The organism is Priestia veravalensis (assembly GCF_001457055.1).
GTDB lineage: Bacteria > Bacillota > Bacilli > Bacillales > Bacillaceae_H > Priestia > Priestia flexa.
The window spans coordinates 1-21,462 of the sequence record NZ_KQ758649.1 but is presented as its reverse complement, the minus strand read 5'-3'; the positions used below and the strand labels follow the sequence as shown (position 1 = coordinate 21,462).

The 21,462-nt window shown below is 38.2% G+C and carries 24 protein-coding genes; 18 read left to right on the top strand and 6 right to left on the bottom strand.

Annotation, left to right across the window (positions count from 1 at the left end; genetic code table 11):
• Positions 1-156: 156 nt before the first annotated feature.
• The 12 genes from panB (at position 157) to AS180_RS10720 (ending at position 11,924) form a co-directional block, all read left to right on the top strand.
• The gene (panB, locus tag AS180_RS10770; RefSeq protein ID WP_025907356.1) at positions 157-990 is read left to right on the top strand and encodes a 3-methyl-2-oxobutanoate hydroxymethyltransferase; all 834 of its coding nucleotides are present in this window, start codon (positions 157-159) and stop codon (positions 988-990) included.
• 1 nt (position 991) lies between these two features.
• Positions 992-1,837 (top strand): pantoate--beta-alanine ligase, encoded by an 846-nt coding sequence (gene panC, locus AS180_RS10765; RefSeq protein WP_025907357.1) that lies wholly within the window; start codon positions 992-994, stop codon positions 1,835-1,837.
• A 21-nt stretch (positions 1,838-1,858) separates the two neighbouring features.
• Positions 1,859-2,242 (top strand): aspartate 1-decarboxylase, encoded by a 384-nt coding sequence (gene panD, locus AS180_RS10760; RefSeq protein WP_025907359.1) that lies wholly within the window; start codon positions 1,859-1,861, stop codon positions 2,240-2,242.
• A 117-nt stretch (positions 2,243-2,359) separates the two neighbouring features.
• Positions 2,360-5,161 (top strand): ATP-dependent DNA helicase DinG, encoded by a 2,802-nt coding sequence (gene dinG, locus AS180_RS10755; protein ID WP_226372955.1) that lies wholly within the window; start codon positions 2,360-2,362, stop codon positions 5,159-5,161.
• An 89-nt stretch (positions 5,162-5,250) separates the two neighbouring features.
• The gene (locus AS180_RS10750; protein WP_025907363.1) at positions 5,251-6,060 is read left to right on the top strand and encodes a ComEC/Rec2 family competence protein; all 810 of its coding nucleotides are present in this window, start codon (positions 5,251-5,253) and stop codon (positions 6,058-6,060) included.
• Positions 6,061-6,247: 187 nt separating this feature from the next.
• Positions 6,248-6,418: a YpmA family protein gene (locus AS180_RS21670; RefSeq protein ID WP_064484047.1), complete on the top strand. Its 171-nt coding sequence runs from the start codon at positions 6,248-6,250 to the stop codon at positions 6,416-6,418.
• A gap of 11 nt (positions 6,419-6,429) precedes the next feature.
• The gene (locus tag AS180_RS10745) at positions 6,430-6,921 is read left to right on the top strand and encodes a cell wall elongation regulator TseB-like domain-containing protein (RefSeq protein ID WP_025907365.1); all 492 of its coding nucleotides are present in this window, start codon (positions 6,430-6,432) and stop codon (positions 6,919-6,921) included.
• 128 nt (positions 6,922-7,049) lie between these two features.
• Complete coding sequence (locus AS180_RS10740) at positions 7,050-8,234, top strand: pyridoxal phosphate-dependent aminotransferase (protein WP_025907367.1); 1,185 nt, start codon at positions 7,050-7,052, stop codon at positions 8,232-8,234.
• A gap of 151 nt (positions 8,235-8,385) precedes the next feature.
• Positions 8,386-9,678 (top strand): asparagine--tRNA ligase, encoded by a 1,293-nt coding sequence (asnS, locus tag AS180_RS10735; RefSeq protein WP_062686805.1) that lies wholly within the window; start codon positions 8,386-8,388, stop codon positions 9,676-9,678.
• Positions 9,679-9,891: 213 nt separating this feature from the next.
• Entirely contained in the window at positions 9,892-10,596 is a 705-nt protein-coding gene (locus tag AS180_RS10730) for a DnaD domain-containing protein (protein ID WP_025907372.1), read from the top strand.
• Between the two features lie 157 nt (positions 10,597-10,753).
• Positions 10,754-11,422 carry an endonuclease III gene (gene nth, locus AS180_RS10725; RefSeq protein WP_025907374.1) on the top strand — a complete coding sequence of 223 codons (669 nt, stop codon included), beginning with the start codon at positions 10,754-10,756 and terminating at the stop codon, positions 11,420-11,422.
• Positions 11,406-11,924: a YpoC family protein gene (locus AS180_RS10720; RefSeq protein ID WP_025907376.1), complete on the top strand. Its 519-nt coding sequence runs from the start codon at positions 11,406-11,408 to the stop codon at positions 11,922-11,924. The genes nth and AS180_RS10720 overlap by 17 nt, the downstream gene beginning before the upstream one ends.
• Before the next feature lie 24 nt (positions 11,925-11,948).
• Here AS180_RS10720 and AS180_RS10715 read toward each other — a convergent pair whose 3' ends face one another.
• Entirely contained in the window at positions 11,949-14,660 is a 2,712-nt protein-coding gene (locus AS180_RS10715; RefSeq protein WP_081801790.1) for a transglycosylase domain-containing protein, read from the bottom strand.
• A 63-nt stretch (positions 14,661-14,723) separates the two neighbouring features.
• Positions 14,724-15,326, bottom strand: coding sequence for a Holliday junction resolvase RecU (gene recU / locus AS180_RS10710; protein ID WP_025907378.1), 603 nt, complete (start codon positions 15,324-15,326; stop codon positions 14,724-14,726).
• 115 nt (positions 15,327-15,441) lie between these two features.
• Here recU and AS180_RS10705 point away from each other — a divergent pair, with 115 nt between their 5' ends.
• The gene (locus AS180_RS10705; protein WP_035319803.1) at positions 15,442-16,395 is read left to right on the top strand and encodes a DUF2515 family protein; all 954 of its coding nucleotides are present in this window, start codon (positions 15,442-15,444) and stop codon (positions 16,393-16,395) included.
• A 59-nt stretch (positions 16,396-16,454) separates the two neighbouring features.
• Here AS180_RS10705 and AS180_RS22530 read toward each other — a convergent pair whose 3' ends face one another.
• The gene (locus AS180_RS22530) at positions 16,455-16,598 is read right to left on the bottom strand and encodes a hypothetical protein (RefSeq protein ID WP_156413473.1); all 144 of its coding nucleotides are present in this window, start codon (positions 16,596-16,598) and stop codon (positions 16,455-16,457) included.
• A gap of 460 nt (positions 16,599-17,058) precedes the next feature.
• On the opposite strand from AS180_RS22530, the gene AS180_RS10700 reads away from it, so the two are divergent.
• Together AS180_RS10700 and AS180_RS10695 are read left to right on the top strand one after the other, a co-directional pair.
• Positions 17,059-17,304 (top strand): hypothetical protein, encoded by a 246-nt coding sequence (locus tag AS180_RS10700; protein ID WP_025907382.1) that lies wholly within the window; start codon positions 17,059-17,061, stop codon positions 17,302-17,304.
• A 40-nt stretch (positions 17,305-17,344) separates the two neighbouring features.
• Positions 17,345-17,695, top strand: a complete 351-nt coding sequence (locus AS180_RS10695) for a YppE family protein (protein WP_025907384.1) — start codon at positions 17,345-17,347, stop codon at positions 17,693-17,695.
• 68 nt (positions 17,696-17,763) lie between these two features.
• Here AS180_RS10695 and AS180_RS23215 read toward each other — a convergent pair whose 3' ends face one another.
• Positions 17,764-17,937: a hypothetical protein gene (locus tag AS180_RS23215; RefSeq protein WP_167556155.1), complete on the bottom strand. Its 174-nt coding sequence runs from the start codon at positions 17,935-17,937 to the stop codon at positions 17,764-17,766.
• Positions 17,938-18,058: 121 nt separating this feature from the next.
• On the bottom strand, positions 18,059-18,250 hold the full coding sequence (locus tag AS180_RS10690; protein ID WP_025907386.1) for a YppF family protein: 192 nt from the start codon (positions 18,248-18,250) through the stop codon (positions 18,059-18,061).
• Between the two features lie 239 nt (positions 18,251-18,489).
• On the opposite strand from AS180_RS10690, the gene AS180_RS10685 reads away from it, so the two are divergent.
• Positions 18,490-18,900 (top strand): YppG family protein, encoded by a 411-nt coding sequence (locus AS180_RS10685; protein ID WP_025907388.1) that lies wholly within the window; start codon positions 18,490-18,492, stop codon positions 18,898-18,900.
• 74 nt (positions 18,901-18,974) lie between these two features.
• On the opposite strand, the gene AS180_RS24040 is transcribed toward AS180_RS10685, so the two are convergent.
• Positions 18,975-19,931 (bottom strand): CotG/ExsB N-terminal domain-containing protein, encoded by a 957-nt coding sequence (locus AS180_RS24040; RefSeq protein WP_374699991.1) that lies wholly within the window; start codon positions 19,929-19,931, stop codon positions 18,975-18,977.
• A gap of 55 nt (positions 19,932-19,986) precedes the next feature.
• Between AS180_RS24040 and AS180_RS10675 the strand changes: the two genes are divergently transcribed.
• Positions 19,987-21,063, top strand: a complete 1,077-nt coding sequence (locus tag AS180_RS10675) for a CotH kinase family protein (RefSeq protein ID WP_025907391.1) — start codon at positions 19,987-19,989, stop codon at positions 21,061-21,063.
• Between the two features lie 215 nt (positions 21,064-21,278).
• A partial coding sequence (locus AS180_RS10670; RefSeq protein WP_139109188.1) for a DUF4372 domain-containing protein occupies positions 21,279-21,462 on the top strand: 184 nt, incomplete at its 3' end.

Genomic DNA, 21,462 nt, shown 5'->3' with positions numbered 1-21,462 from the left:
AAGACTAGGACAGAGGGATGACAATATATAAGGACAAGCGTGTGCGTTTAAGCACGCTGTTTAGCTATAGACTACTTTTGTCAAAAACCTTCTTCCGCTTTAGTGTAAGAAGGTTTTTTGCGTTGTCATCTCCTCTAGTATAGGAGGAGATTTATGTTGAAAACGAAGCTGGATTTTTTAAAAATGAAACAGCAACAAGAACCAATTGTGATGCTTACTGCTTACGACTACCCGTCTGCGAAATATGCGGAAGCATCAGAAGTGGACATGATTTTAGTAGGAGACTCATTAGGAATGGTTGTGTTAGGATACGACTCAACGATTCCAGTGACGGTCGATGATATGATTCATCATACAAAAGCGGTGAAAAGAGGCGCGCCTAATACATTTATCGTAACAGATATGCCTTTTATGTCTTATCATATTTCAAGAGAAGAAACGATGAAACAAGCTGCTCGAATTATGCAAGAAAGTGGGGCGCATGCTCTAAAGGTAGAAGGCGCAGACGACGTTATTTTTACAATTTCAGAATTAACCCAAGCAGGAATTCCGGTTATCGCTCATCTTGGCTTAACACCTCAGTCTGTTGGAGTTCTTGGGGGATATAAGGTACAAGGTAAAGAAGCGAGCGGAGCGAAAAAGTTGATTGAAGATGCCGTGAAATGTGAGCAAGCTGGTGCAATTGCAGTGGTTTTAGAGTGTGTACCTAAACAGGTGGCTAAAGATATTTCTACCAGACTAAGCGTTCCAACTATTGGAATTGGAGCAGGAAAGGAAACAGATGGTCAAGTGCTCGTCTATCACGATGTATTGACGTATGGGGTTGAGCGCTTTCCGAAATTTGTTAAGCCGTTTGGTAACATTGGAGACGTTGCAAAAAAAGGTCTGTCCCAGTATGTACATGATGTTAAAGCTCGTGAATTTCCGGAAGAGAGTCATACATTTACCATGAATGATGAACAGCTAACGGCTTTATATGGGGGTAAGTAAGATGAAAGTAATCTCTACTGCCAAAGACATGCAGGAGCTTTCAATCAAGCTTCAGCATCAAGGCAAAACAATTGGATTTGTACCGACGATGGGGTTTCTACATGAAGGTCACCTCGCATTACTTAAGCAGGCACGTGCTGAGAATGATATTGTGGTTTTAAGTATCTTTGTTAATCCAACTCAGTTTGGACCAAACGAAGATTTTGATACGTATCCACGAGATTTTGAACGTGATGAACGCTTGGCAAAAGCAGAGGCAGCTGACTATTTGTTCTATCCAAGCGTAGCTGAAATGTATCCTGGTCAAGCTTCTGTTTCCATATCGGTTATTGATCGTGTGGATGTACTTTGTGGAGCAAAGCGTCCAGGACATTTTGACGGTGTTGCAACAGTGCTGACAAAACTATTCCATCTCGTGCAGCCAAACCGAGCATACTTTGGGAAAAAGGATGCTCAGCAAGTAGCCGTGGTGCATGGATTGATTACTGATTTTAAGTTCCCAATTGAGCTCGTGGCAGTTGATACGGTGCGTGAAGAAGATGGCTTAGCAAAAAGTTCAAGAAACGTAAACTTGCTAGATTCTGAACGTAAAGAAGCGCCAGCCTTATATCAAAGCTTGCAAAAAGCCAAGCAGTTAATTGAAAGTGGCGAACGTGACGTTGAAATGGTTAAAACGGAAATTGAAAGAACGATTAAAAAGAATACAAGCGGTACAATAGATTACGTAGCAATTTATTCTTACCCAGAGCTAAAGCCTTTAGACAAGCTAGATGGGCAGTTTATTATTGCAATTGCTATACAATTCTCTAAAGCTCGATTAATTGATAATATTATTATGGAAATTTGACCATAGAAAGAGGGTTTCACGATGTTCCGAACAATGATGAATGCAAAAATTCATAGAGCACATGTAACAGAAGCAAATTTAAATTATGTAGGAAGTATTACGATTGACGAAGAGTTAATTGAGGCTGTAGGTATCCAGCCAAATGAAAAGGTGCAAATCGTAAACAATAATAATGGTGCTCGCTTAGAGACGTATGTTATACCGGGAGAGAGAGGCAGCGGGGTTGTTTGTTTAAATGGTGCGGCAGCACGCCTTGTACAGCCTGGAGACGTTGTTATTATTATCTCTTATGTACTAGTAGCTGAAGAAAAAGTAGCTGATCACCATCCAACAGTAGCCATTATGGATGAACACAACAAAATTAAACAATTGCTTAAACAAGAGCCAGCTGGTACAATTTTATAATATTATCCCCCTTAATCGAGGGGGATTTTTTTGAGCGAATATAAGCTCTACATAAGTAGTTTCGTATAGAAGCATGTATTTTCTTTTATACTATAAGAACAGGCAGGTGAGGTCATGATGATGAATAAACGCTTTGTTGTTGTTGATTTAGAGACGACAGGACATTCTCCAAAACAAGGAGATCAAATTATTCAATTTGCAGCCGTGGTTGTTGAAAACGGTCGCATAGTTGAGCGTTTCTCAACGTTTTTGAACCCCAATATACCAATTCCTCCTTTTATTTCACAACTGACAAATATTCATCAAAAAATGGTCGAAGATGCCCCGACGTTTGAGGATATTTCCGAGAAAATTATTGAACTGTTAGAAGATGCTTATTTTGTAGCACATAACGTTGCTTTTGACCTTAATTTCTTACAGGAATCATTAGCTCAAAGCGGGTATGATAAGCTGTATCCATCCACGGTGGATACGGTCGAATTAGCGCGTATGCTTCTCCCTACAGTAGAGGGGTATAAGCTCAATCAGCTGGCTGAATATTTAAATTTAAATCATGATCAGCCTCATCAAGCTGACAGTGATGCTGAAGTGACGGCGAAGATCTTACTTCTATTAATGGAAAAATTAAATAGTCTTCCTCTTGCAACATTAAAGCAGCTATACACACTGTCTTTGCATTTGAAAAGTGAGATTGGTGAGTTGATTCAAGGTATAATGAATGAAAAGCAAGATGATTATCATGAAGGTTATGATTTTGTTCATGGCTTAGCGCTTAGAAAGCAAAGGCCTGTTGTGAAGCCATCGGAAGTTCTTGTTACATACGAGGAGTTTCAAGAACAAAGGGAAACTTTAGCATCAGTGTTTAGCTCATTTGAAAAGAGAACGGGTCAAGAAAAAATGATGAATGCAGTCCATGAGAGCTTAATGGATAACGAACACGCGCTTATTGAAGCGGGAACTGGTATTGGAAAAACGATTGCTTATCTAATTCCGTCTGCTTTTTATGCTCAACAGCATAAAAAGCCAGTAGTTGTTTCAACGCATACTGTAACGTTACAACAACAGCTAATGGAAAGAGATATACCAATGTTAAAAAAGCTTATGCCATTTGAGCTAAGCGCAGCAGTTTTAAAGGGGCGTGAACATTATCTTAGCATTCGGAAATTTAATCAGTTTTTAAAAGAGCGCAACCATAACTATGATGTTATTCTAACGAAAGCAAAGCTATTGATTTGGTTGACGGAGACGGACACAGGCGATGTTGATGAAATCAACTTACCGTCAGGTGGAAAACTATTTTGGGAACAGCTGAATGAAAGCAATCCTTCCCACTTAGACTTTAAGCATCCGTGGAACCAACATTCTTTTTATAATCGTGCACAGGAGCGTGCAGCACAAGCTCAGATTATCATTACAAATCACCGTCTTCTTTTGTTAGACGTTGTAAGTAAGCGGAACTTACTTCCAAGCTATGAACAGGTTGTAATTGATGAAGCGCATCATTTCGACACGATTGCAAGCGAAGAGCTTGGAGGGAGGTTAGATTACTTTTCCATTCATGCCTTGTTGAGCAGGATTGGCTTGTTAGACGATAAAGGTTTGTTAAACAAAGTACATAAGCTTTGTCAAAAACATGATATAAGGCTAAATACGAAAAAACTAGAAGAAATGCTAGAAAAGCTTCGCATTGAGTGTGATGACTTATTTCGTCTTGTCCATGCGTATGTAATGAAAAAAAATAAGCAAACGGATAGTGAAATTGGGCGAGTGAGCTATCGCTATAATGTTCAAGAAGAGAATACTCTTCATTGGCATACCATCCAGGAACAGGCATCTCGAGTGAGATTTTTAATGAACGATATTCTATCTCTTTTACATGCTGATTTTCAGGTGATGGATTCCTATCAGGAGCAGCTTACAAAAAGGGAACAGTCCCATATTCATGAGTTAACAAGCGCAATTGAACAATTTCATCATCTGTCGAGTGAGTTTGCGGACTTTTTCTTCCAGCCGCATCTTGAAGAGGTAACGTGGATTGAAATAGAGCCAAAAGGAGCGGCAAACGCTACTTTTTTATATCGTCAACCGCTCTCGGTAGCGGACACGTTAGCAGATACGTTTTTTGCGAAAAAGCAAAGCGTTATACTAACTTCTGCTACGCTAACGGTCAATCATTCTTTTTCATATATTATTGAACAGCTTGGTTTATATGATTTTCAACCACTTCAAATGACGATACCGTCTCCATTTGACTATCGAAGCCAGGCAAAAGTATATATCCCAAAAGATATGCCAGCTGTAAATGATGTAACGCTTGAAGAATATAGTGCGATTATGGCAGAAAGTATTTTAGATATCGCATCTATTACTAAAGGGCGCATGCTTGTACTATTTACCTCTTATGAAATGTTAAAAATGACGTATCAGTATATGAAAGAACTAAATGATTTAGAGGAATTTGTCATCCTTGGTCAAGGAGTCACAACCCGTAATCGAAATCGATTATTAAAAGACTTTGCGCAGTTTTCACAATCGATTTTATTAGGAACGAACAGCTTGTGGGAAGGCATTGATCTTCCTGGTGAATTAGTATCTAGTCTCATCATTGTTCGCTTACCTTTTGCGTCACCACGACATCCATTTCTAAAAGCAAAATTTGAGCAACTCCGAAAAGAAGGGAAAAATCCATTTATGGACTATTCACTACCTCAGGCTGTCATTCGTTTCAAGCAAGGATTCGGAAGACTAATTCGAACCAAGCAAGATAAAGGATCTATCTTTATTTTAGATAATCGTATGATTACAACGATGTATGGCTCTCATTTTCTTCATTCTTTGCCGGATGTAGATATCGTAAGTGAGTCATTTTCGGTAGCACTTCATGATTTTGAAGCATGGTGGACGTCAAAAAAGCTTTAGCATACTCAGTGCTAAAGCTTTTTTTGCATAGCTCTTCTTGTAGATGTACACGCTAAGAGTGGAAAACACAGGAAGTGAGGGTGTTTAATATGATTAAACGAAATATGTTAATATGGGCGGTATGCTTATGCTTTTTTAGCAACGGTTCTACCGTGCAAGGGGCTAGTCAAGTGGACTTTAGCCTTAAAGAAGATGAAGCAGCAATTTCTTTTTTTCCTTTATTCGATGGAGAAGCTACGCTTTTGCAAGACGGAACGGATCGAGTTATTCTCATTAATACAGGTAGTAAAAAATCGCGAAAAGAGTTGGCGTATTGGCTGGATTTTTATCATATTAAGCAAATTAACCAAGTGATTATTACAAAGCAAAGCGAGAAATACAACGGAAATGTAGACTGGGTTACAAAGAAATATCAGGTGGAAGAAGTAGTTTTGCCTAAAGGCTCAAATGATTTACAAAGTCAACATATTCGCATGTGGCAAGGTAGGGATGTGTATCAGCTATCAAAGCATATTCATGTATCTGTTCTTTATCATGAGGAAGTAAATTCACCCTCAATGGATTTGATAATAGCATTCGGCGAGCATCAAATGCTTTATATGAGTAACTCAGCATCTACTATTGAGAGGCATTTGCTTATGAAGCCATTAAAAAAAATAGACTTGATTAAACTCGCAAATTTTGGTGAAGGTGAGCCGCTGTCTGAGTCGTTTTTAAAGCAGTTAAACCCTCAGATTGGTGTTTTATTCTCAAAAGAAGACCGTACTATTCATCCTGAGCTTGTATCAAGATTAACGGATGGATGGGTTGAGTTATACGATACAAATAAAAGAGAATCGCTTTCTATTAAAATGTCACCTACCATCTATGACGTCATGAAATTTAAGAAGACTACCTAAATTTCTTTTGCAAAAGAAAGAGAGATAATTATAATGAAAATAGAGAGGCTTTAGAGGGAGCGGAACGAATTCTCTCAGTTTGATTTTATGTTTAGGTGGGGAATACAATAGCCCAAAAGCCAAGCCGTGTGTTATGATAAACAGATAATCATTTCATTTAGAGGTGTTTGGTAAGAGGAGGAACAGCATGGAAAGCAAAATTGAAGTTTTATCAACCGTTCGTATTGAGCATTCTTCTGATTTATATAAAATTGTGGACAGCTTAAATCGAACGTTAAAAAAGAAAGATTTGATGTTTGGCCTAGCGTTAGACCAAGAAGATCAAAGTAAAGCAATTTTTACGATTTATCGTACATAAGTAGGGATAAAATGAAAAAGTGGTTTATTGGAATTGTTGTTGTTGTATGTTTAGTAGCAGGGTGGCAAACCCATTCAATTTATAAAGCGGCTGTAAACGATGTACAAGCTGACGAAAAAAAAGCATCAGCCAAGGCAAAAGAAGATTTTAATCTGAAATCTGTGACGAGTACACAAGCATATTTTGGAGATCATACATTTTATGTAGTAGAAGGTACTAACAATAAAAACGAAGATGTTATCGCTTGGGTTCCAAAAAGTCAAAAGCAAAAAGCGGTGCTAAAAAAAGTAGCAGATGGAATTACAAAAGAACAAGCCATAGAGATTGTTCAGCGAGACCGAGATCCAAAAGAAATTAAATCAGTTCGACTAGGAATTGAAAATGAAAAGCCGCTATGGGAAGTTACGTATATTGATCAAGAAGAAAAACATTTAACTTACTACTATCTTGATTTTACAAGCGGGGAGTTTATGAAGCGCTATAGCTTAACAAAACCTGAATGAGTTTATTTATAACGTATGTTTACACATACGTGTTATAAAACGCTTTGCACCTTAGAGTGAAGCAAAATTGTTGCTATAATCAGCTTTACATAGCTGATTATAGCCGTAGTTCATAGGGGGAGATTTTAGTGAAATTAGCAAAACGTGTATCAGCTTTAACACCATCATCGACATTGGCTATTACAGCCAAAGCAAAAGAGCTCAAAGCCGCAGGACATGACGTCATTGGCTTAGGTGCAGGTGAACCAGATTTTAATACGCCGCAGCATATATTAGAAGCATCTGTAAAAGCAATGAATGAAGGCCAAACAAAGTATACGCCTGCAGGTGGACTTATGCCTTTAAAAGACGCAATTATTGAAAAGTTTAACCGTGATCAGAGCTTAACATACAAGCCATCTGAAGTTATTGTATGTTCAGGTGCAAAGCATGCTTTGTATACATTGTTTCAAGTAATTTTAGATGAGGGAGATGAAGTGATCATCCCAACTCCTTACTGGGTAAGTTATCCTGAACAAGTAAAGCTAGCAGAAGGTACACCGGTTTATGTTGAAGGTTCTGAAAATAATGAATTTAAAATTACGCCAGCACAGCTAGAGTCAGTGATTACTAATAAAACAAAAGCTGTGATTTTAAACTCACCAAGTAACCCAACAGGTATGATTTATACGCGTGAAGAGCTAGAAGCAATCGGTGAAGTTTGCTTAAAGCATAATGTATTAATTGTATCAGATGAAATCTATGAAAAGTTAGTATACGATGGTGCAGAGCATGTTTCGATTGCAGAATTATCACCAGCTCTCAAAGAGCAAACTATTATTATCAATGGGGTATCTAAATCTCACTCAATGACAGGATGGCGCATTGGTTACGCAGCTGGTAATGAGACCATTATAAAAGCAATGACGAATCTAGCGAGTCACAGCACGTCTAACCCAACGTCGATTGCTCAATATGCAACAATTGCAGCTTATAACGGAACGCAAGAGCCTGTGGAAATGATGCGCAAAGCTTTTGAAGAACGTTTAAACGTAATGCATAAACAACTTAATGACATTCCTGGTTTTTCTTGTTTAAAGCCTCAAGGTGCATTCTATTTGTTCCCTAATGCAATCGAAGCTGCTAGACTAACAGGATTTGAAACAGTTGATGCTTGGGTAGAAGCGATTTTAGAAGAGGAAAAAGTAGCGCTTGTTCCAGGTTCAGGATTCGGTTCTCCTGAAAATGTTCGTTTATCTTATGCTACTTCGCTTGAGCTATTGGAAAAAGCAGTGGCGCGAATTGCGTCATTTATGGCAAGACACATGAAATAAAGTGATGGAGAGCGGCTTCTATAGAAGCCGCTCTTTTATTGGTGATGTCATAAGTTTCCCATGATTGTTACTTGTTATTGTGAGTGTCGAAATGTATAATAGGGTGGCATACATAATTAAAGGATGTAAGTTTTTTGGAGGGATTTTAATCGTGAAAATTACGATTTCTGAAGCAAGTAAGCACGTTGGAAAAGAAGTGACAATCGGTGCTTGGTTAGTAAATAAACGTTCAAGTGGTAAAATTGCATTCCTACAGCTTCGAGACGGCTCTGGATTTATTCAAGGGGTTGTTGTGAAAGCAGAAGTAGGGGAAGATATTTTCAAAAAAGCAAAAGCCTTAACGCAAGAATCTTCTTTATACGTAACAGGAACTGTTCAAGAAGATGAACGTTCACCTTTTGGATATGAATTAACAGTAACGGATGTAGAAGTTATTCATGAAGCAGTTGACTATCCAATTACGCCAAAAGAGCACGGGACAGAGTTCTTAATGGACAACCGTCACTTATGGTTACGTTCAAAGCGTCAACACGCTGTAATGAAAGTGCGTAACGAAATTATTCGTGCAACATATGAATTCTTTAATCATAATGGATTTACAAAAGTAGATCCTCCAATCTTAACGGGAAGCGCGCCAGAAGGTACAACAGAACTTTTCCATACGAAGTACTTTGATGAAGATGCATTCCTTTCACAAAGTGGCCAACTTTATATGGAAGCAGCTGCAATGGCACTTGGAAAAGTATTTTCATTTGGTCCAACTTTCCGTGCAGAAAAATCAAAAACGCGTCGTCATTTAATTGAGTTCTGGATGATTGAACCTGAAATGGCGTTCTATCAATTTGAAGATAGCTTAAAAGTACAGGAAGAATACGTATCATACGTGGTTCAGTCAGTACTAGAGAACTGTAAGCTAGAGTTAAATGTACTAGGTCGAGATACGTCTAAATTAGAGCAAATTAAAGCTCCGTTCCCACGTATTACGTATGATGATGCACTAAAATTCTTACATGAAAAAGGATTTGATGATATTCAGTGGGGAGATGACTTCGGTTCACCACACGAAACGGCTATCGCAGAAAGCTATGATAAACCTGTGTTTATCACGCACTATCCAACGTCATTAAAACCATTCTACATGCAGCCGGATCCAACAAATGCAGATGTAGTGTTATGTGCAGATTTAATTGCGCCAGAAGGTTATGGTGAAATCATTGGTGGATCAGAGCGTATTCATGACCAAGAACTACTAGCTCAGCGCGTAGCAGAACATGAGCTAGATACAGAAACATATAAATGGTACTTAGAGCTTCGTAAGTATGGATCAGTTCCACATTCTGGATTCGGATTAGGGCTTGAGCGTACGGTAGCATGGATTAGTGGTGTTGAACACGTTCGTGAAACAATTCCATTCCCACGCTTATTAAACCGTTTGTATCCTTAATAGAAGCGAAGTGACTTCGGATGTAAAATTATTTCATTAGAAAAAGGTGGCATTACGCCATCTTTTTCTAATGAATGTTGTTTCACATTAAATAAACGTCCACCCTTTTTAGAAAACGGTGGATTTTTATTTGTTTTTTGATAAAAGTTTTCGTAAACAGTTTTTCGTTTTCATCTGTCCTTCGTGATATACTAACTTTAGAGGTGTTCCAAAATGAAAAAAGATGACATGATCGCATGGTTTGAGCAAGGCTCAGTTTCTATTCCAAAGCTATTGTTTAATCACTATAGCGATTTAGGCTTAGACGAAACAGAATTTATGATGCTGATGCATCTTAATGTATTTATTGATAGTGGTGAATCCTTTCCCACTCCACATGATCTCTCTGCAAAAATGAGCGTCTCCACGACGAAGTGTATGGAAGTACTTCGAAATCTTATTCAAAAAGGTGTTCTAACGATCGAACAGCTTGATGATTCCTCTTCGGTTATTTCTGAGCAATATTCTCTTAAACCGCTTTGGAGAAAGCTAATCAATTTATTAATGCAAGAAAATCAAAATGAAGTGCAGCAAGAGCAGGAGCAAGAAGAGATAAATTTATATTCTATTTTTGAAAAGGAGTTTGGTCGTCCGCTTTCGCCGTTTGAATGTGAAACGTTGGCTATGTGGGTAGACCAAGATCATCACGACCCACTCATTATTAAAACGGCTCTTCGTGAATCCGTTATGTCCGGAAAATTAAACTTTCGATACATCGACCGCATCTTGTTTGAGTGGAAGAAAAACGGCATTAAGACTATTGATCAAGCACGAGCGCATAGTCAAAAATTTAGACAACATCAACAACCAAAAAATCAGAAGCCTTCTCAATCTCAAAATTCCTCAGCCGTTCCATTTTTCAACTGGCTTGAACAGTAAAGTAACATGCTCTATTACTTAGAGTGGTTAACGGAAGAGGAAAGCTGATTCAACATCAGGCGTGCCTGATGTTGAATCAGCTTTTTTAGCATGATAATACATACCAAAATAAAAAGGGGTGAAAAGCTAAAACAAATTAAGTTTGTTTTAGTAAGCTATGTTAAATCTAACACAAATTCGTCACTGCTTAGACGTAATGGCTGAAATGTTTCCTGATGCACACTGTGAATTAAATCATAAAAATCCATTTGAGCTTGTGATTGCAGTTGCTCTATCCGCTCAGTGTACGGATGCACTTGTCAACAGAGTAACAAAAGAATTATTTCAAAAATATCAAACACCTGAGGATTATTTAGCTGTTTCATTAGAAGAGCTTCAGCAAGATATTCGTTCAATAGGTCTTTATCGTAATAAAGCAAAAAATATTCGAAAGCTGTGTGAGCTTTTAATTCATGAGTACAACGGTGAAGTACCGCAAGATCGAGATGAGCTTACTAAGCTTCCTGGAGTGGGCCGAAAGACAGCTAATGTCGTCGTTTCCGTGGCTTTTGGTATTCCCGCTATTGCGGTTGATACGCACGTGGAACGGGTTAGTAAAAGGCTTGGTATTTGTCGGTGGAAAGATTCAGTATTAGAAGTAGAAAAAACGCTGATGCGAAAGGTTCCAAAAGAAGAGTGGGGAGTTACTCATCACCGCTTAATTTTCTTTGGTCGCTATCACTGTAAAGCTCAGTCGCCGCAATGCCCAACCTGTCCATTATTAGAGCTGTGTCGAGAAGGAAAAAAGCGAATGAAAGCGAGAGGTCAGCATGTTAGCAAAAGTTAAAGTGCCGCCTGAATTTAAGCGTGATCCATTTTTTTTCGCACAAGATGTTATTTCGTTTCAGCCGCCTCTGCTAAGGCATAAAACGCATCATCAACCAATTTTTATCTATGATATAGTAGCGAAAGAAGAAGGGCTTTTAGAAGCACCGTGGAATTCACTAGAAGACTGTATCCCCTCGTTGTTTATAGAATGGAAAACCCAAGAGAAAATTCTCCATGAACAATTTTCTCTGCGTAAAGTGACAAACGCAAAAGAGATAGTCACTGAATGGAGTGGACGGTTTTTAAGCGCGCTGTTTTGGATTAATGGGGGACCTCTTCAAGGTCTTACAGCACTGGAAGCTAATATTCAAAAGCTAACATACAAGCCAGTTAACACGTCTGAGCGCGTATTATTTTTGTTGAAAAAGCCTGGAATGTATCACTCATTCGTTCAACTTAGTGAACTATATACAGAATTGCAAAAGCAGTATGCCATTAAGCGTATACGTTTAAAAAAATAAACCGCTCATCGTGAGCGGTTTATTTTATTCATTTTCAGTTTGTTGATCTGGAGTGGCAGGAGGCTGTTGGTTGTTTCCTTGTCCATTGCCGTTAGTGCCATTATTTCCGTTTCCATTATTGCCATTGTTTCCAGGCTGACTAGGTGGTTCACTAGAGTTCTCCGTTTCACCTTGATCAGGCTGTTGACCTTGATCAGGGTTCTGTGGACCTTCGCTATCAGGCTGATCGGTTTCTTCACCATCGTTTTCGTTTTCATCTTCAGGGCGCGTTCCTTCATCAGGATTTTGCTCTTCATCACCCGGTTCGGATTCCGAATCATCTTCTGGTTCCTCTTCAGCTGTTTGAGGTACCTTTACAGAAGCACTTGCGCTGCCGGCGTTATTTGTACTTAAGATGAAGCTATACGTCGCACCTGGAGTAGGTGATGGGATAGAGGTGCTGCCAGCACTTCCTTTATCCGCTAACGTTTGGCTCACGCCATCAGAAGAGGTCATATTGACGGTAAATTCCGTTTCGTCATCGCCACCTGACCAGTTAACGTTAATGGCGTTAGAACCTTCGCTGAAGGAAGCTGTAAGTTTTGCTTTTTCTTCTTTCTCTTCTTTCTCTTCTTTTTCTTTCTCTTTTTCTACAAAGACTTGAGAAACTTTTGTTGGCTCTGTGCCGCGTACGAAGTACTCATACGTGATTGAATCTTTTGGTGTTGCACCACTTGGTTTCTTCACATCTTTACTTGAGACTTTTTCAACGGCACGTTTTACCACGCTATCAGGTTGTTTAAAGCTGCCTTTTTCTTCACCTTGAGATACGTGTGTAATGACTTGCTTGAAAATATTCTTTGCCATGGCTTTTTCGTTTTCACTATAAATATAGCCGTCGGAATTTTTCTCATATCCTGTCCAAACTGATACCGTGTATTTTGGCGTGAAGCCTGAGAACCACACATCTTTTACGCCGCCTTCTGGAATATTAAAGCTTGCTTTTTCCTTGGCACTAAAGTTAGATGTTCCGGTTTTACCTGCGATGTCTAAGCCAGGTACACGTACAGCACGTGCTGTTCCGTACGGTGCTTCAACAACGGATTTCATCATGTCCGTTACCATAAACGCCGTGTAGTCTTGCATCGCACGCTTCGGTTTTGGCGATAGGTCTAACTCTGTACCATCTGAGAATTTTACTTTTGTTACCGTATAAGGTTTTGTAAACATTCCTTCGTTAGCAAATGCGCTATAAGCGCCGGCTAGTTCCATAGGCGTAACACCTTTAGTAAATCCACCGATAGAAAACGCTTCGGCAAACTTTTCGCCGCTAGATTCTCCAAGCTCAAGACCTAAGCCTTCACCGAACTCTTGTGCTTTATCAGCTCCTACAGCTTGGAAGGCTTTTAAAGCAGGGATATTTAACGAACGTCCTAGAGCTTCACGAGCTGATACCCAGCCTTTATAGTTTCGGCTATAGTTTCGAATTTGCGTACCGTTTGAGTATTGATGTGGTTCATCCTTAATTGGTTCTGCGGTAGACCATTTTAAATACTCAACGGCTGGTCCATAGTCAAGAACAGGTTTGATTGTTGAGCCTGGTTGACGCTCGATGTCGGTAGCAAAGTTTAGGCCTCCAGCTACGCGGTTACGACCTCCACCAATTGCTTCAACTGCACCTGTCTCATTGTTTAACACGACAAGACCAGCCTGGAACTTATCGTTAGGGAAGGTGACAATTTCGTTATTCATTAATTGGTCAACATAATCCTGTGCATCCACGTCAAGCGTTGTGTAGATTTCTAATCCAGAAGAAGAGACGTTAGCATCCGTTTTTTCTTGAACTTCTTCAATTACTTGGTCGATGAATACATCATACTTTGACGTTTTCTCATTTTGTTCAACCAAATTTGCCTGCACGTCAACTTGCTTTGCTTTATCTGCTTCTGCTTGTGTAATAAATCCGTTTTTAGCCATTAAATTTAATACTGTGTTACGGCGTTTTGTAGCATTCTCTGGGTTTTTATACGGATTATACGTTGATGGTGCTTTTGGTAAGCCAGCGAGCATAGCGGCTTGATCAATTGTTAAATCGTTTAGATCAGTCACGCCATAAAATGTTTCTGCTGCTTTGGCGATACCGTATACTTCTCCAGTCGAGAAGTAGATTTTGTTTAGGTACATTTCAAGAATTTGCTGTTTTGAATATTTACGTTCTAGCTGATAAGAAAGCCACATCTCTTGTACTTTACGCTTTACGGTTTTTTCAGGTGATAAAAATGAATTTTTCACAACCTGCTGCGTAATGGTACTTGCGCCTTCTGATCCAAAGCCCTCTTTGAAGTTGGCCACTACAGCGCCACCAATTCGATAAAAGTCAATTCCATGGTGTTTATAAAAGCGAACATCTTCGGTTGCAATGAACGCATTTTTAACAGTCTGAGGAATTTCATTATATTGTACGTATGTACGCTTTTCGCCTCCGACTTCTTTAAGGACCGTTTTTCCATCGTTTGCGTAAATCTTAGATGAAAACGAGTCTTTTAAAACAGAGTCGTCAACTTTAGGTGCATCGCTTATTAATGCGAAAAAGGTTCCAACACCAGCTATCAGTCCAATAATACCTAAAATGAAAACTGCAGCAACAATCTTGCGGAAAATGCCGCCTTTTTTCTTGTTTCCTTGTGATTTGTTCGTTTGTTTGTTGTCATTCATTGCTCGTCTTCGTTCTTCACGCGAGCGATAATTATCTGACATAAAAGCTCCTACCTTTCAAACAATTGTAAGAGAATGATTTCCGTAAACATATATATCATACTCTTAAAAATACAATTTATCTATAGTTTTTATGTAATCGATTCTAGGATGGTAACCAAGTTCGATTAAATGTCCTTTTTTTTCAATATCGGCTTTTGGGATGGATTTTCGTCCATCTTTTTTCATATCTTGCCAATAGGGAAAAAGGGACGGTGCTTCAAAAAGGTATATTTCTTCCAAAGAAGTAAACATTAATATAACGAATGAGATTCCATTTTGTTTCACGATCTGGTTCATATGTTGAATTTGATGTTCGTGAAAATTACGCAAGGGAAAAGACGTTTTATTTTTTGTTTCTTTTGCTTCAAAATCAATATACTTTCCTTTGTATACGCCGTTGTAATCGGTTGTAGAAGCTTGTTTAAAATAAGCTTCTTTAATAACTGCAGCACTTCGCTTAGGATAGTCAACGTTCACAATTTGAATCGGCGTAGGTTTTTTATGAACCACTGCTATTCCTTGTGCTAAATAATACTCATTGGTTTCATTTAAATCTTCTTCCAAAGTCATACCTCGATTACTGTATACGGACTCAACTTTCGCCCGGGAAGGACTGTTGGGAGGCTTAGCAGGGTTATATGCTTTTCCGTTAGGATAACGAATCATGCACATCACTCCTTTACTTAATTTCACACACGCACACTCTATTATACCAAATTTCAGTTGAGATAGAATGAAAACATACTTCGTGTTCATACCAAATGTAAAGGAAGAAAGCAGCATGTTGACAAGCTTTGAACAGCAAGTAGTGGAAACAATTAGGCTCAAAACAAAACAGTTGAACATTGATAATATATCAAGAACAGAAGCTTACGCAACTTTTTACAATAATCATCCTGAAGTAAAGTGGTCGTTTCTTGCTAGCATGGTTTCACGAAACGCAGGCTGGAATATGTGTGACTTGCAGGGAAAGTGGTTTCCTGAGCTACTATCTATAGAAACGCGAGATTTATTGTTTTTAACGTACGAGCGAGCGAATTGGCTGATCTTTCAAGACGCTTTTCCACAGCTGCTGCTATATGAAATATCAAAAAAACACGAGAAGTCTTATTTTCACCTTCTTGAATATTTTGATGTATCTCCGTTCATGTACGAAAAATGGACTGTCTTTTGGGAAAGGAAGAAAGAAATTGAGCTTATGCATGCTCTCATTATTAATGAACAGCATATTATTGAGCCAGCGGTGATAGCACATCCTTTCTACCAGAAGAAAGTGTTTCATCGCTTAGTATTTCACTTTCAGGACTCTTTGCATTTTAGTTCCGTTTTGTTCCCTACAATGGAAGGTGAAATTTATGGGTGCTCCGTACATAGCTTCACCAAGGTAGATGAGCGAATTAAGCTTGGTAAAAAGCTCGGTGAACTGTTGTTTTCACAAGCTTTGTATCCAAAGTTCCTTCAGTTTTCAATGTCGACTGTTCATACGGGATCACGCGTTGATTATGAACAGTATGTATTTCGGTCTAAAAGAAGAGACACACCCTATTTGCGAATGACCTTTCCAATTGTTCCACATCATGAGAAAAAAAGGGGACAGTGGAGAATTTCAAAGCGTAGAGAGAAGAAATTAATGAAGAGTCTTGATTTATCCGCACCTATGCCGATTACGGAGTGGTACCAAAATAAACAGAAGCAGCTGCATGTCTTGGTAGGAATAAAGAAGTTTTTTAGATGAGTTTGGGACATAACAAAATGATTGCTTCTAATAGACGAACACTAGCTGTTCTAATCTCTTTAGTTTGTCTGAACACGTTCGTTCCATTGCGCTACGGCCACTCGCTTTCCGCGGGGAGGAACCTGAGCTTCCTCGCTGCGCTGCGGGATCTCCGTTTTCCCTCTCTTTCCCGCAGGAGTCGAGTGTCCTACGCTCCATTCCACCCTGTTTCCAACATTGTTTTCACAATCAACAAAAAACCTGAACGATTAAAAGTGAGAAACTCTCAATCGTTCAGGTTTATCATTGGCTGAATTACTTATGTCCAGCCTCATCTAGGTGGACATATTACGTAGACGGACGGTTTGGTCCGTTTAATTTTTTAGGGTCACCAAATGTTTTTGTTTCAGGCTTGTTTTTTGGCTGTTTTTGTTCATGCTTATTTGCCACTTCTTACACCTCCAAATGAATGTTGTAACAAAGTTGACTGCACATACAATACGTGTTTCTTGCACAATCTAATCATAGTGTTTTCACTCATCCTCATTTCAATTCGTGCAAATTAAAACATTTTCTGCGTAAAACATCTTTCTTTGCCGAATGGAAACTAGTTTTGTCATGTGTGAAGGTAGATTAAAAATAAAAAGAGAATAGGTAGTTAAACGAAAAGTTGGAGGGATGGCTATGAAGCTGAAAATGGTAAATACGAACGAAGTGTTAAGTTTATTCGATAATGTATTAGAGCAAATAGATGTTGTAGAAGATACATTATCTTCACAAGTTAATCAAGCGTTTACTACTTGTGAAGAAGTATATAGCAATCACGTTCAGCGTATTGACGAGTCGTTACGAGAAATTGAAGCTGCAGCCTATGAAATCCCAACTCAATCAGAATGGCGGAGAAGAGAAGTACTACTACGTACAGTGTAACGATGATTTATGGTACAATGTCATCGTTGAGGTGACAAATATGAATTTAATGATAGAAGCAACAAAGGTACTACATCACTATAATGAGTTAGCTCTTACTCGTTTATCCACTATTAAAAGTAATTCAGAGTATGAGGTGAATTTCTTTGGGGAGGTCAAACCATATGTTGATCAGTTTTTTTATGAGTTAGATATGTGGACGGATCTTGTTACCAAGTGGCTCAAAGAAACAAAGCCTAAATATATTCACATCAATCAAGTAGATACCCTTCGTGAAAACTTGCAAAACGTAGTGCTCCAGTCTTTTTATCAAGAGACGCGAGACAAGCGCTTTAAGCAAATGTATCAATCAAATAAGTACGTATTAGAGTCCATTTTAATGAACGGTTAAGTTTGATTAAACAGTAAAAGCCTAAAGGTGTGTTTACACTTTTAGGCTTTTGCTGTGTTGTAATTGAATTAATCGTTATCTTTTTGCACGTGGATGCTGACAGCAGGATCGTCTTCCGTACCGACTGTATTGATTACATAATCCACTTTTTGAGTGTGTTTTGGTGTAACGGGCTGCCCCGCTTGCGAAACGGTTGGTTCATGCCCTTGCTTTTTATGGTTAAAGTGTTTTCCTCGACTCATCGAAACTCCTCCTTGAAATGAAATGGACGATCTTTTTTAATATGCGTCACAGTAGCGGTGAGTATAAGTAGTTAAATATAGAAAAGCCCTCAGTCAATTAGCTGAGGGCAATGTAGTACAATTAATTCTCGTGTGCAAATTCGGGTTTTGAAGCTCCGATTTGTTCTAACTCACGAACGGCGATTTTATAATCGGATAGTGTTAAACAACCTTTTAAATACTGCTGCTGCGCGAAGTCTAGCAGCTCATTACTTGAAGTTGGCTCATACTGTTTTTTAGCCATAAAAGCTTGTTGAAGCTCGTTCACATACATGTAAATTCACTCCTTATCCCCATTTTGTGTGCTTGTCTTGTTAGCATCACTTATAGTTATCGTAACATAGATTGAAATTATCTCGTTTTTTTGAAAAATTTAAACTTTCGACAGAAACTAACATTTTTCACAACGTTCTTCTAAATATAAAGTGAAAAATAAAAGGTGTAGTGCGTCACCTGAGATTGAGTACCCACATACCATATAATAAAATTTTTAAAGGGAGGTAGCGAGCCAGTATGTATAATCAACAGAATCCTTATCCATATTACATGCAGAATCAATGGGAAGAAGAACGGTTTGATTTAAGTCAGGTGTACCCATTTCCAGAATATCATCAGCAACCATGGCATCATACAGAGTTGCCGCAACAGCCTTATGCTCAAGTTCCACCCCAAATGCAATATGTAAACAACCAACAGCAATACCCTTTTTATCAAAATGGAATGCCTTTTCCAAATCCTTATCCAAAAGGTAATCAGCAAATGAAGCAACAGCCTAACCAGTTTCATTCTTTAATGTCTCAATTTAAATCTTCAGACGGAAATTATGACGTTAATAAAATGATGAATACAGCGGGACAGATGATGGGAGCAATGAATCAATTAACAAACTTAGTAAAAGGGTTTACAGGTATCTTTAAAATATAAAGAATTGTATAGCATGTAAATGGAATAAAAGGGCTCTACAAGAAGCTATAACGTCTTGTAGAGCATGTAATGTTTTATCTAAAGAAGCGGTTGAATGGGTGATTACAGAAGCAAGGAGAATGGTCACATTTTTTAACTGGCTTTTTGCCTGTAATTGGATGGCTTGTTAAGTTAGGTAAGTGTGAATGCCCAATTTTTTTCTTGTGACCATATTTTTTTGAAGAGTGTTTCTCTTTTTTATGGGAATGTTTAAACGTTTGAGAAGGTTGATGCTTATTGTAAGAGTGTTTTTCTTTACAGAAACATGTTTTTTTCTTTTCAGAGCGGTGTTTTTTATGAGAGTGTTTTGTGGAATGAGAATGTTTTTTATAAGAACGGTGCTTTTTATAAGAGTGCTTTGTAGAGTGAGAGTGTTTTTTGCAAGAGCGGTGCTTTTTATGAGAATGCTTTGTAGAGTGAGAATGTTTTTTGCAAGAGCGGTGCTTTTTATGAGAGTGCTTTGTGGAGTGAGAGTGTTTTTTGCAAGAACGGTGCTTTTTATAAGAGTGCTTTGTGGAGTGAGAGTGTTTTTTGCAAGAACGGTGCTTTTTATAAGAGTGCTTTGTAGAGTGAGAGTGTTTTTTGCAAGAGCGGTGCTTTTTATGAGAATGCTTTTCTTTACAGAAGCACGTTACTTTTTTGTGAGAACGATGCTTTTTGTGAGAACGTGAGCTTTTCGTACAGTACTTGTTTTCCGTTCTTTTCTCTGTTTTCTTTTCTGTCTTTTTCTCCGTCTTTTTGTGAGAAAGAGCTGTTTTTTTAGATGAACTTTTTGAGCTATGACCTTTTGGTTCTTGATACATAAATCTGCCTAGCTCTGATTTTTGTAAAGATTCAGCAGCTTTACGAATACGCTTAGATTGAATATACAATCTAAAAACCTCCTTATGAGAATCATTTTTTTGCCTTTCACCATAAGATACGCTTAATACGCCGTACTTGCTATGAGATAAACGTGGAATTTTAAGAAATAACCAAGGAGTTTCTAGCATCTCGGTGGGAGAGGAGCTCATATAATTTAAAATGTATCCAAAAGGAGGGAAAGAGATGGGAATTGCCACCTATTCTGTTTTTGCTAATGTTCGGGACTTTAAAGAACTAAAGGCCGACATCTGGTCTGAAGATTCCATACCCGCAGTGATGAAAGTTCATAAAAAGAGGTATGAAATAGGCTTAACTCTAAGGGGATCACACATCCGAGAAATGAGAAAGAAATCGTACTATATAGAGTTTTATTCACCAAATAAATTCGGGAAGACCAACGAAATTCATCTCAATGCAGAATATAAAGATCCATCGCTAGTTCGCAATAAACTATCGCTCGATTTCTTTTCAGACCTTGGCGTACTATCACCGAAATCACAGTTTGTTCATCTCACCATTAACGGGAAAAATGAAGGTGTTTATTTACAGTTAGAATCGGTAAACGAGTACTTCTTAACAAAGCGTAGCTTGCCAAAAGGCTCTATCTTTTACGCTGTAGACGGAGATGCCAACTTCTCGTTAATGAGTGATTTGGATGAGAAGCCAAAAGAATCGCTTCAATCAGGGTACGAAACAAAAGTAGCGTACGGAAAAGATGAAGAAGCGTTAGAATATTTTATTTATAACTTGAATACATGGACGAATCAAGAGTTTGAAGATAACATTGAAGAGCACTTGGAGGTAGATCGCTATTTAGCCTGGTTGGTGGGAGTAATTTGTCTTCAAAACTTTGATGGTTTTGTTCATAACTATGCTTTGTACCGGAACAGTGATACGAAGTGCTTTGAACTCCTTCCTTGGGACTATGATGCTACGTGGGGGCGCGATGTCAACGGAGATGAAATGGAAAGTAACTATGTGAGAATGGAAGGGTTTAATACGTTAACAGCACGACTTTTGGCCATATCAAAATTTAAGAAACAATATATTGAAAAAATGAATTCTGCGCTAAATCATCAGTTCACTGTTAACTATATGAAACCAAAGATTGAAGCACTCCACCAGCTGATTTTGCCTTATGTAGAGAAAGATCCGTATATACAGCACAAGTTAGCTACTTTTTATCAAGAACCTGCGTTTATTTGTGACTTTATTAAAGACAGAGCAGCCTATATAAGAAAATCAATGAAGTCTTTTTGAATAAATGAGACAATTGAAATTGTTTAGAAAATTCTATTGACATTCTTTGTTATTTTTATTAAAGTATACACAATCACTAGTGTTGCATTAATTTAAATTAACTATTAAAAAGACTCAAAATCTTCAATTTTATTATTTTAGGCAAACAAAAAGTCCTTTATAATGGAAATAGATGGTGGTAACCCGTCCAAATCCACTAATAAAGGACCAAACTTATGGACAAGATTACACGAAAAACTTCATTTGGACAATGGTTTTCACCAATTAATCTTCAATTATTAGAAGATAACGTGAAAACATTGAAATTAGATTACTATACGAAAAAATTAACGACAGAATCATTCCTTAAATTATTACTTTTTGCACAGCTAGTAGAAATTGAAAGTCTACATGCATTGG

Coding starts and splice junctions, on each gene's coding strand:
- AS180_RS10700 (WP_025907382.1), top strand. CDS start 17,059: ATGAAGCTGAAAATGGTAAATACGAACGAAGTGTTAAGTTTATTCGAT.
- AS180_RS10750 (WP_025907363.1), top strand. CDS start 5,251: ATGATTAAACGAAATATGTTAATATGGGCGGTATGCTTATGCTTTTTT.
- panC (WP_025907357.1), top strand. CDS start 992: ATGAAAGTAATCTCTACTGCCAAAGACATGCAGGAGCTTTCAATCAAG.
- nth (WP_025907374.1), top strand. CDS start 10,754: ATGTTAAATCTAACACAAATTCGTCACTGCTTAGACGTAATGGCTGAA.
- AS180_RS10720 (WP_025907376.1), top strand. CDS start 11,406: ATGTTAGCAAAAGTTAAAGTGCCGCCTGAATTTAAGCGTGATCCATTT.
- AS180_RS10715 (WP_081801790.1), bottom strand. CDS start 14,660: ATGTCAGATAATTATCGCTCGCGTGAAGAACGAAGACGAGCAATGAAT.
- AS180_RS23215 (WP_167556155.1), bottom strand. CDS start 17,937: ATGAGTCGAGGAAAACACTTTAACCATAAAAAGCAAGGGCATGAACCA.
- AS180_RS10685 (WP_025907388.1), top strand. CDS start 18,490: ATGTATAATCAACAGAATCCTTATCCATATTACATGCAGAATCAATGG.
- dinG (WP_226372955.1), top strand. CDS start 2,360: ATGATGAATAAACGCTTTGTTGTTGTTGATTTAGAGACGACAGGACAT.
- recU (WP_025907378.1), bottom strand. CDS start 15,326: ATGATTCGTTATCCTAACGGAAAAGCATATAACCCTGCTAAGCCTCCC.
- AS180_RS10705 (WP_035319803.1), top strand. CDS start 15,442: ATGTTGACAAGCTTTGAACAGCAAGTAGTGGAAACAATTAGGCTCAAA.
- AS180_RS21670 (WP_064484047.1), top strand. CDS start 6,248: ATGGAAAGCAAAATTGAAGTTTTATCAACCGTTCGTATTGAGCATTCT.
- AS180_RS10745 (WP_025907365.1), top strand. CDS start 6,430: ATGAAAAAGTGGTTTATTGGAATTGTTGTTGTTGTATGTTTAGTAGCA.
- AS180_RS10675 (WP_025907391.1), top strand. CDS start 19,987: ATGGGAATTGCCACCTATTCTGTTTTTGCTAATGTTCGGGACTTTAAA.
- AS180_RS10690 (WP_025907386.1), bottom strand. CDS start 18,250: ATGTATGTGAACGAGCTTCAACAAGCTTTTATGGCTAAAAAACAGTAT.
- AS180_RS10730 (WP_025907372.1), top strand. CDS start 9,892: ATGAAAAAAGATGACATGATCGCATGGTTTGAGCAAGGCTCAGTTTCT.
- AS180_RS10695 (WP_025907384.1), top strand. CDS start 17,345: ATGAATTTAATGATAGAAGCAACAAAGGTACTACATCACTATAATGAG.
- panD (WP_025907359.1), top strand. CDS start 1,859: ATGTTCCGAACAATGATGAATGCAAAAATTCATAGAGCACATGTAACA.
- AS180_RS24040 (WP_374699991.1), bottom strand. CDS start 19,931: ATGCTAGAAACTCCTTGGTTATTTCTTAAAATTCCACGTTTATCTCAT.